This window comes from Micromonospora sp. NPDC048871 (genome assembly GCF_043198155.1).
Taxonomy (GTDB): Bacteria; Actinomycetota; Actinomycetes; order Mycobacteriales; family Micromonosporaceae; genus Micromonospora.
On record NZ_JBICUM010000008.1, the window covers coordinates 206429 to 216784 of the forward strand.

Here is a 10356-nt window from a genome sequence, read left to right on the forward strand (position 1 = left end):
CTTGCCCCCTACTTGGCGTTGAAGTAGCTCGCCTCCGGGTGGTGGACGACGATGGCGTCGGTGGCCTGCTCCGGCATGAGCTGGAACTCCTCGGACAGTTGCACCCCGATGCGCTCCGCGCCGAGCAACTCCACGATCTTCGCCCGGTCCTCCAGGTCGGGGCAGGCCGGGTAGCCGAACGCGTACCGGCAGCCCCGGTAGTCGGTGCGCAGCAGGCCGGCCAGGTCGGCCGGGTCCTCGTCGGCGACCGTACGGCCGTCGGGCAGGGTCAGCTCGGCCCGGATCCGCTTGTGCCAGTACTCGGCGAGGGCCTCGGTGAGCTGCACGGACAGGCCGTGCACCTCCAGGTAGTCGCGGTACTCGTTGCGGGCGAACAGCTTGGCCGCGTACTCGCTGACCGGCTGGCCCACGGTGACCAGTTGCAGCGCCACCACGTCCAGCTCCTCGCCGCGGGGGCGGAAGAAGTCGGCCAGGCAGAGCCGCCGCTCCTGCCGCTGCCGTGGGAAGGTGAACCGGGCCCGCTCGGCGTTCCCGTTCTCGTCCAGCACCACCAGGTCGTTGCCCTCGGAGTACGCCGGGAAGTAGCCGTACACCACGGCCGCCTCCAGCACCTGGTCGGCGATCAGGCGGTCCAACCAGTAGCGCAGCCTCGGTCGGCCCTCGGTCTCCACCAGCTCCTCGTACGAGGGGCCCTTGCCACCGCGCGCACCGCGCAGCCCCCACTGGCCCATGAAGGTGGCCCGCTCGTCCAGCAGCGCCGCGTAGTCGGCCAGCGGCACCCCCTTGACCACCCGGGTGCCGTAGAAGGGGGCGGTCGGCACCGGCACGTCGAGCGCCACGTCGGAGCGGACCGAGGTGTCCGTCAGCTCCGGCAGGGACTCGGCGACCATGGCGCGCTGCCGTTCCCGGCGGGCCCGGCGGGCGGCCAGGGCCGCCTCCCGCTCGGGGTCGATGACCGGAGCGCCACCACGCTTGGCGGTCATCACCCGGTCCATCAGGGACAGTCCCTCGAAGGCGTCCCGGGCGTAGTGCACCTGGCCGGGGAACGCCGACCGCAGGTCGTCCTCGACGTACGCCCGGGTCAGGGCCGCGCCACCGAGCAGGACCGGCCAGCGCTCCGCGACCCCGCGCGTGGCCATCTCGGCCAGGTTCTCCTTCATGATGACCGTGCTCTTGACCAGCAGGCCGGACATGCCAATAGCGTCCGCACGATGCTGCTCGGCGGCGTCGAGGATGGCGGAGATCGGCTGCTTGATGCCGATGTTCACCACCTCGTAGCCGTTGTTGGACAGGATGATGTCGACCAGGTTCTTGCCGATGTCGTGCACGTCGCCCTTGACGGTGGCCAGCACGATGCGGCCCTTGCCGCCGTCGTCGGCCTTCTCCATGTGGGGTTCCAGGTGCGCCACCGCGGTCTTCATCACCTCGGCGGACTGGAGCACGAAGGGCAACTGCATCTGCCCGGAGCCGAACAACTCACCGACGACCTTCATCCCGTCGAGCAGGATGTCGTTGATGATGGCCAGCGGCGCGGTGCCGGCGGCCATCGCGGCGTCCAGGTCGGCCTCCAGGCCGTTGCGTTCACCGTCGATGATCCGCCGCTTGAGCCGCTCGTTGAGCGGCAGGGCGGCCAACTCCTCGGCCCGGGTGGCCCGCGCGGAGGCCGCGTCGACCCCCTCGAAGATCTCGATGAACCGCTGCACCGGGTCGTAGCCCTCCCGGCGCCGGTCGTAGATCAGGTCGAGGGCGATCTCCCGCTGCTGCTCCGGGATCTTCGCCATCGGCAGGATCTTGCTGGCGTGCACGATCGCCGAGGTGAGCCCGGCCTGCACGCACTCGTGCAGGAAGACCGAGTTGAGCACCTGCCGGGCGGCCGGGTTGAGGCCGAAGGAGACGTTCGAGATGCCCAGGGTGAAGTTGACCCCGGGCCAGCGGCGAGCGATCTCCCGGATCGCCTCGATGGTCTCGATGCCGTCGCGGCGGGTCTCCTCCTGCCCGGTGGCGATCGGGAAGGTGAGCGCGTCGATGAGGATGTCCGCGCGGCGCAGCCCCCACCGCTCGGTCAGGTCATTGATCAGACGCTCGGCTACCCGGACCTTCCACTCCGTCGTACGCGCCTGGCCCTCCTCGTCGATGAGCAGCGCGACCACGGCGGCGCCGTGCTCGGCGACCACCGGCATCACCCGGGCGTACCGGGAGTCGGGGCCGTCACCGTCCTCGAAGTTGACCGAGTTGACCACGCACCGGCCACCGAGCATCTCCAGCCCGGCCTCGATCACCGCCGGCTCGGTCGAGTCGAGCATGATCGGCAGGGTCGAGGCGGTGGCGAACCGGCCGGCCAGCTCCCGCATGTCGACCGTGCCGTCCCGGCCGACGTAGTCGACACAGAGGTCCAGCAGGTGGGAGCCGTCGCGGGCCTGGCTCCGGGCGATCTCCACGCAGGCCTGCCAGTCGGCGGCGAGCATCGCCTCCCGGAACGCCTTCGAACCGTTGGCGTTGGTCCGCTCCCCCACCATCAGCACGCTGGCGTCCTGGGCGAACGGCACGTGGTGGTAGATCGAGGAGACCCCGGAATCGGTGCGCGGCTCGCGCCGGCCCGGCCGAGTACCGCCCAGCCGCTCGGTGAGCACCCGGATGTGCTCCGGGGTGGTGCCGCAACAGCCACCGATCAGGGAGACCCCGTACTCGGTAACGAAGCGTTCCATGGCGTCGGCCAGCTCCACCGGGGTCAGCGGGTAGACCGCGCCGTCGGCGGTGAGCTGCGGCAGCCCGGCGTTGGGCATCACCGACAGCGGCACCTGGGCGTGCTGGGAGAGATAGCGCAGGTGCTCGCTCATCTCCGCCGGGCCGGTGGCGCAGTTCAACCCGATCAGGTCGATCCCGAGGGGTTCGATCGCGGTCAGTGCCGCGCCGATCTCGCTGCCGAGCAGCATGGTGCCGGTGGTCTCCACCGTGACGTGACAGATCAGCGGTACCTTGCGGCCCACCTCGACCATGGCCCGCTGGGAGCCGACCACCGCCGCCTTGACCTGGAGCAGGTCCTGGCAGGTCTCCACGATCAGGGCGTCCGCGCCGCCCTCGATCAGACCGGCGGCGTTCTCCTGGTAGGCGTCCCGCAGGGTGGCGTAGGCGGCGTGCCCCAGGGTGGGCAGCTTGGTGCCGGGGCCGATCGAGCCGAGCACGAACCGGGGGCGCTGGGCGGTCGAGTAGGCCTCGGCGGCCTCCCGGGCGATGCGGGCACCGGCCGCCGACAGCTCTCGGATGCGGTGCTGGATGTCGTACTCGGCCAGGTTGGCCAGGTTGGCGCCGAAGGTGTTCGTCTCCACGCAGTCCGCACCGGCGGCGAGGTAGGCCTCGTGCACCTCGCGCACCACATCCGGTCGGGTGACGTTGAGGATCTCGTTGCAGCCTTCGAGGCCGTCGAAATCGTCCAGGGTCAGGTCGGCGGCCTGGAGCATCGTCCCCATCGCCCCGTCGGCGATGAGGATCCGGTCTGCCAGCGCGTCGAGTAACGAAGTCCGCACGCTGTCAGGTTAGTCCGCTCCGGTATGAACTGAACCCCTGCGCCGCGCAATCCCACATCGTGCCATCGATGGCTCCTGTCCTATTCTAGGGTTATATGCTGATAAGACTGGTCATCGGTGCAGGTCGCGCAGTGCCTGTCGGTTCCACGTCACCGGCATTCGTGATCCCCCTGACTCCGGCCGCCGCACGGGTGTCGGTCGCGATCCGGCGCGGCCGACGGGCCCCATCCGGACACGGCACGTAGGCTGACTGATGTGAGGGACTACAGCGACATCACCATGCACGACTGGCGAACGATCGGGGCCGATTCCCGTGGCGCCGGTGACGCGCGGGGTGAGGTGACGGCGTGACCGACTTCGACGGGCTGCCGGTGCTGCGGTCTCCGGTGGCCATCGCCGCCTTCGAAGGCTGGAACGACGCCGCCGACGCCTCGACCGCCGCAGTCGAGCACCTGGAACAGGTGTGGCAGGCCAAGCCGATCACCGAACTCGACCCGGAGGACTTCTACGACTTCCAGGTCAGCCGGCCCACCATCACGATGTCCGACGGGGCCACCCGGCGGGTGGAATGGCCGACGACCCGCTTCGCGGTGGCCAGCCCGTCCGGCACTGAACGGGACGTGGTGCTCATCCGCGGCATCGAGCCGAGCATGCGCTGGCGCACCTTCTGCGAACAGGTGCTGGAGATCTGCCACAGCCTTGAGGTCGAGCGGGTGGTGCTGCTCGGCGCGCTGCTGGCCGACGTCCCGTACACCCGACCGCTGCCGATCAGCGGCAGCGCCTCCGACGCCGACGCCGCGAAGCGCTACCAACTGACTCCCACCCGGTACGACGGGCCGACCGGCATCGTCGGGGTGCTGCACGACGCCTGCACCCGCGCCGAGGTCGACGCGGTGTCCTTCTGGGTGCACGTGCCGCACTACGCCAACAATCCGCCCTGCCCCAAGGCGACTCTGGCCCTGCTGCACCGGGTAGAGGAGGTGGTCGACCTGCCGGTGCCGATGGCCGACCTGGCCGAGGAGGCCGCCGAGTGGGAGCAGCGGGTACGCAGCGCCGCCGAGCAGGACGCCGAACTCGGCGAGTACGTCCGTGAGCTGGAGGAACGGGTCGGCGACGCCGGCATCACCCCGTTGACCGGGGACGAGATCGCCCAGGAGTTCGAGAAGTACCTGCGCCGCCGAGGCGGCTCCGCCGGCCCCACCGCCGGCTCCTGGTAACCACACCGTTTTCGTAGGCCTCGGGCGACATCGCCCGGGGCCTACTTTTGTATTCACCGACAGGGGTGGCGAGGGTCACCCCGCGTAGGGCATCCTAGGAACCTAGCTGATAGGGGGTCCGGATGCAGATCAACCCGGGGGCGGCGGAGTTTCCGCACCGACAGATCGCCGCGCAGCTCAAGACACAGATCCGGCGCGGAGACTGGGGGCCGGGTGAGCGGCTGCCGTCCATCCCGGCCATCGCGGAGATGTTCGGGGTGGCCAAGCAGACCGTGCAACGCGCCGTCGACCAGCTGCGGGTCGAGGGAATCCTGATCACCAAACCCGGCTCCGGTACGTACGTCCGGGGCACCCGGCGGCGACTCAACCGGCTGTCCCGGGGGCGCTACGGCGGCTTCCGCGGCTACCACACCGACCTGGCCGCCCGGTACCGCCAACAACTCGTCTCCGTCGGCCGCTCCCCCGCCCCACCGGAGGTGGCGGACGCCTTCGGCGTACCGGACGGCACCGAACTGCTCTGCCGCCGCCACCTGGTGCGGACCGAGGACTCCCCGGTCGAGGTCGGGGCCTCCTGGTTCCTACCCGCGGACACCGCCGGCACCACCCTGGAGCGCGCCGAGGCCTTCGGCCGCCCCCTCTACCAGGAGGCCGAGGAGGCCACCGGACGGCGGTACGCGACCGCCACCGACACGATCACCGCCCGCCAGCCCAGCCGGGAGGAGGCGGAAACCCTCCAGATCCGCCCCGACACCCCGGTCCTGCACCTGCTGCACGTGGCCTACGACGCCCACCGCAAACCCATCGAGGTAGCCCAGGCCACCTGGCCCGGCCCGGTAACCACCCTCACCGAGGAGTACAAGATCCCCGCCCCCACCCCAGACCCGGACCCCGACCCCGGCCTCGTCCTGGGCTGACCCTCCCGCAGCCCCCGCCCTGCCCGCCCTGCCCGTCGATCTTGCACTTTCTGTCGCCGCATAAGCCGCAGAACATCCCATATCGGCGACCAAAAGTGCAAGATCGACGGGCGGGGGCGCGGTGGGACAGGGGCGCGGCGGGGCACGCGGGGTGCGGGTGGGAGGGGGTCAGAGGTGGATGCCGAGGAGGGCGTCCAGGGTGGTGGCGAAGAGGGCGGGGGCGGTGGGGTCGGCGGAGGGGTCCGCCGGGGCGGCCAGGGTCCGGTCGGCCCACTCGTCGGCCAGTCGGAGGGCACCGGGCGAGTCGAGGTCGTCGGTGAGGCGGTCGCGTACGGCTGCCAAGAAGGCCTCCCCGGACGGGCCGGCGGGTGCGGCGGCGGCCTGCCGCCAACGGTCCAGGCGCTGGTAGGCGGTGGTCAGCAGGTCATCGGTCCACGACCGGTCGGCCCGGTAGTGGCCGGACAGCAACGCCAGGCGTACCGCCATCGGGTCCACCTTGTCGGCGCGCAGCCGGGAGACGAAGACCAGGTTGCCCAGCGACTTGGACATCTTCTCGCCGTCCAGGCCGATCATGCCGGCGTGCACGTAGTGCCGGGCGAAGGGCGCCGCCGCGGTCAGCCGCTCGGCGTGCGCGGCGGAACACTCGTGGTGCGGGAAGATCAGGTCGTTGCCGCCGCCCTGCACGTCGACGGTGTTGCCGAGCAGCGCCAGGGCGATCACGGTGCACTCGATGTGCCAGCCCGGCCGACCCTGGCCCAGGTCCCCGCCGGGCCAGGAGGGTTCGCCCTCGCGGGCCCCCCGCCACAGCAGCGGGTCCAGGGGGTCGCGCTTGCCGGCCCGGTCGGGGTCGCCGCCGCGCTCCGGGAAGAGTTCCAGCATCTCGGCCCGGGACAGGTTGGACTCGTAGCCGAACCGGGGGGCGGCCGTGATGTCGAAGTAGACGTCGCCGGTGCCGTCCTCCAGCGTGTACGCGGCGTCGTCCTTGAGCAGTTCCAGCACCTTCTCGGCGATCTCCGGGATCGACTCGACCGCACCGACGTAGTGCGCCGGTGGGATGATCCGCAGCGCCTCCATGTCCTCCCGGAACAGGGCGGTCTCCCGCATGGCCAGGACCTTCCAGTCCTCGCCGTCCCGCTCGGCGCGTTCCAGCAGGGGGTCGTCGATGTCGGTGACGTTCTGCACGTACCGCACCTCGTGGCCGGCGTCCCGCCACATCCGCTGCACCAGGTCGAACGTGATCATGGTGGCGGCGTGGCCCAGGTGGGTGGCGTCGTACGGGGTGATGCCGCAGACGTACATGGTCGCCGGGCCCGACGGTTCGGTCGGGTGCACGGCCTGCCGAGCCGTGTCGTACAACCTCAGCGCCCTGCTCCTGCCCGGCAAACGCGGCACCTCGTGCCCCACCCAAGACTCCATGACCGTCAGCCTAACCAGACCGGAGTCCCGCCCACGTCCAGCCGGGGGTGATCAACACCTCAGCTCACAGCGGGGGCCACGGCACCGCCGGCCAGTCCCGGGAGGGCTGCGGAAAACGACCGTGCCGGCACAGTCGGTCGACCCGGGCCGCCAGTTCGGCGATCTCACTGAGGGTGAGGTGTTCGGCGAGTTCGGCGCCGAGGGGGCCACGTAGTTGACCGGCCAGCCGATCGAGCACCTCGACGGCGTCCGCCGGCAGGGACCGCCCGGCCCAGCCCCAGAGCACCGTACGCAGCTTCTCCTCGACGTGGAAGCTGACCCCGTGGTCGACCCCGTAGATCCGGTCCTCGGGACCGACCAGGACGTGCCCGCCCTTACGGTCCGCGTTGTTGATCACCGCGTCGAGGACGGCCAGCCGGGCCAGCCGGGGGTCGTCGGCGTGGGCCAGGGCGTACGGGGTGCCGTCGTCGTCACGGGCCGCGGCGACCGGGATCCACCGGGGTGGTACGGCGTCGGCCGGCACGAACCCGACCAGGGGTTCGACCTCGTCGGGTTCGTCGATCCACAGCTGACAGGAACCCGGCCCGAAGGGCCCGTCCCGCAGCACGGTCGGCGGCACCAGATCCCAGCCGGTGGCCGCCGACACCAGGTAGGCGGCGACCTCCCGGCCGGCCAGGGTCCCGTCCGGGAAGTCCCACAACGGACGCTCGCCGCGCACCGGCTTGTACACGCAGCGCGCGGTGACGTCGTCGAGACTGAGCACGGCCCGCAGGGTGGTGTTGGAGGCGTCGACCAGTCGCCCTTCGACGGTCAGTTCACCGTCGCGCAGCAGACGCAACGCGGCGCCACCGTCCTGTCGGGGGGTCACGCCGGACGAGGTCACCGGTGATAGCCGTTGTTTCGGGGGCAGAGATGGCCCGCCGGGTCGAGCGGCTGGCCGCAGAGGGGGCAGGGTGGACGACCGGCGTTGACCACCCGCCGGGCCCGTTCGATGAACTCGCGGGTCGCCTCCGGGGTCAGCCGCACCCGGAGCCGGTCGAGGTCCTCGTCGGGCTCGACGTCCTCCGGCTCGTCCTCCTCGGACTCCCCCAACTCCGCCTCGGCCTCGGGTTCACCGACCGCGATCGCCTCGATCACCACGGTGGCGGTGTCCGCGTCGAAGGCGAGACCCAGGGTGCCGACCCGGAACTCCTCGTCGACCGGGGTCTCCAGCGGCTCGTTGTCGCCGATCGAGGCCGGCGCCTCGGGTAGCTCCACCCCGAACCGGCGCTGCGCCTCGGTGAGCAGCTCCTCCAACTTCTCGGCCAGCAGGGAGACCTGGACCTTCTCCAACGCGACGCTGACCAGCCGGCCGCCGCCGCGCGCCTGGAGGAAGAACGTGCGCTCCCCCGGCGGCCCGACGGTCCCGGCGACGAACCGCTCCGGCGGCTCGAAGGCGTGCACCTGGTGCGTCATACCCACGACCCTATCCGGCGGCCCCAGGCACCGCGCACCCCACCGACCCGATTTCCGGTACGCTCCCCGACCCGCCTGGCGGCCCGTCCGCCGCCCCGGTTCCTCGGCCGGTCACCGGGGCGGGGCGGGCGGTTCACCGGCCGCCTCCGGCGCCACCGCCGACCGCGGCGTCCGAGTCGGTGGGTCGGCTGGTCCGCCGACGCCGCTTACGCTGCGGCGGGACCAGCCCGGCCAGGTCTCCGCCGACATCGTTGAGGCGCAGCAGGAAGGGGCGCAGCGGGGTGTACCGGATCGCGGTCACCGACGCCGGGTCCACCACGATCCGCTGAAAGAAATCCAGGTGTACGCCGAGAGCGTCCGCCACGATCGCCTTGATCACATCGCCGTGGCTACACGCCAACCAGACCGCCTCGGGGCCGTGCTCGGCGGTCACCCGGGCGTCCCAGTCGCGTACCGTGGCGACGGCGCGAGCCGCCATCTGGGCCATCGCCTCCCCCTGCGGGAAGACCGCCGCGCTGGGATGCTGCTGCACCACCGGCCAGAGCGGCTCCTTGGCCAGCTTCTTCAGCGGCTGTCCCTCCCAGGTGCCGTACCCGCACTCGATGAGCCCTTCCTCGAGCACCGGCGAGACCTGCGGCAGGGCCAGTTCCAGGGTGCGCCGGCAGCGGACCAGGGGGCTGCTCACCACGGCCGCCAGGGGCAGTGCGCGAAGCCGCTCACCCACCGCAGTGGCCTGAGCCTGACCGGTCTCGTCGAGATCGACCGGTTGGCGGCCGGCCAGTCCACCATCGGCGTTCGCGGTGGTGCGTCCGTGCCGCAGAAGCAGAAGTGTCGCCACGTACCCCACCCTAGGCCGCCGACGCTCACCGGTGGTCTCCCACACCGTCGGCACCATTGGCACCGCCGTACCCGGTCAGGTCGCTCGTGGGTTTCCCGCGCCGGTCGTACCGTCCGGGGGGGTTTGAGCCCTGTCCACCTGACTGCGAGGTTGCCGGGTTTGGGGCCCTGGTATCGGGTGGACCGTTCGGGCGTGGTGCCGGATTCGTCGGGTCGGCTCGGCGGAATGCCGGGCGGGTGCCCGGCGTTGAAATCGGTGGCCGAGCAAGTAGGGCCACGCAAGCGGCAGCGGTCACCGCACCCCATGCGGTACCTTCCCCTCGCCGCCGCCGGTGACCGCCCGCCCTATCTCGGCCGCGAGCGCCTACGACCTGCGGGAATGACCCGCCCCGGCAGGTCGTTGCACCTGATCCGGTGCCGCGAAGACCCCTTGGTCCGCCGCCGGAGATCCCGCTGTCCTGCTCTGTGCGCCATGACGGCGCTGGTGTCGCCCGCCGATCCCCCTTCGCGTCGGCGACGCCCGACCCCCGAATGGAGCTTCGCCATGAACACCATGCTGCGTAAGAGCGTCCTGGCCCTCGCCGGTTTGACCGTCGCCGGTGGCCTGGCCGCCGGCCCGCTCAATTACGGCACCGCCGACACCACCGACCCGACCCCGACCACCGCCACCACGGCCACGGCCACGGCCGCGCAGGCGGAGAAGCCCGACACCACCGAGCTGATCCCGCACGGTGTGCAGGGCGCCCAGTCGCGGATCGACCTGGACGACGAGCAGGTCGCCAACACCAAGGCGATCATCGCCGCCACCAAGAAGAACGGCATGGACGAACGTGCCGCCGTCGTGTCGATCGCCACCGCCCTGCAGGAGTCGAAGCTGGAGAACCTGGGCCACCTCGGTGACCGCAACGACCACGACTCCCAGGGCCTGTTCCAGCAGCGCCCCTCCAGCGGCTGGGGCACGGTCGAGCAGATCACCGACCCCGAGTACTCCAC

General features: G+C 71.3%; 8 protein-coding genes. 3 read left to right on the top strand and 5 right to left on the bottom strand.

Going from position 1 to position 10356, the window contains the following annotated elements; genetic code table 11:
* Positions 1-8 precede the first annotated feature (8 nt).
* On the bottom strand, positions 9-3524 hold the full coding sequence (gene metH, locus ACGFIK_RS19655; protein WP_327025538.1) for a methionine synthase: 3516 nt from the start codon (positions 3522-3524) through the stop codon (positions 9-11).
* A gap of 347 nt (positions 3525-3871) precedes the next feature.
* On the opposite strand from metH, the gene ACGFIK_RS19660 reads away from it, so the two are divergent.
* Together ACGFIK_RS19660 and ACGFIK_RS19665 are read left to right on the top strand one after the other, a co-directional pair.
* Positions 3872-4741: a PAC2 family protein gene (locus ACGFIK_RS19660; RefSeq protein ID WP_327025537.1), complete on the top strand. Its 870-nt coding sequence runs from the start codon at positions 3872-3874 to the stop codon at positions 4739-4741.
* 122 nt (positions 4742-4863) lie between these two features.
* On the top strand, positions 4864-5655 hold the full coding sequence (locus ACGFIK_RS19665) for a GntR family transcriptional regulator (protein WP_327025536.1): 792 nt from the start codon (positions 4864-4866) through the stop codon (positions 5653-5655).
* A 168-nt stretch (positions 5656-5823) separates the two neighbouring features.
* On the opposite strand, the gene mshC is transcribed toward ACGFIK_RS19665, so the two are convergent.
* The 4 genes from mshC to ACGFIK_RS19685 form a co-directional block, all read right to left on the bottom strand.
* Positions 5824-7071 carry a cysteine--1-D-myo-inosityl 2-amino-2-deoxy-alpha-D-glucopyranoside ligase gene (mshC, locus tag ACGFIK_RS19670; protein WP_327025535.1) on the bottom strand — a complete coding sequence of 416 codons (1248 nt, stop codon included), beginning with the start codon at positions 7069-7071 and terminating at the stop codon, positions 5824-5826.
* Between the two features lie 64 nt (positions 7072-7135).
* Positions 7136-7954, bottom strand: coding sequence for an SCO1664 family protein (locus ACGFIK_RS19675; RefSeq protein WP_327025534.1), 819 nt, complete (start codon positions 7952-7954; stop codon positions 7136-7138).
* Complete coding sequence (locus ACGFIK_RS19680; RefSeq protein WP_327025533.1) at positions 7951-8526, bottom strand: DUF3090 domain-containing protein; 576 nt, start codon at positions 8524-8526, stop codon at positions 7951-7953. Before ACGFIK_RS19680 ends, ACGFIK_RS19675 begins: the two co-directional genes overlap by 4 nt.
* 133 nt (positions 8527-8659) lie before the next feature.
* Positions 8660-9364 carry a histidine phosphatase family protein gene (locus ACGFIK_RS19685; RefSeq protein ID WP_393340545.1) on the bottom strand — a complete coding sequence of 235 codons (705 nt, stop codon included), beginning with the start codon at positions 9362-9364 and terminating at the stop codon, positions 8660-8662.
* 543 nt (positions 9365-9907) lie between these two features.
* Between ACGFIK_RS19685 and ACGFIK_RS19690 the strand changes: the two genes are divergently transcribed.
* On the top strand, positions 9908-10356 hold a 449-nt coding region (locus ACGFIK_RS19690), incomplete at its 3' end, for a hypothetical protein (RefSeq protein WP_393340548.1).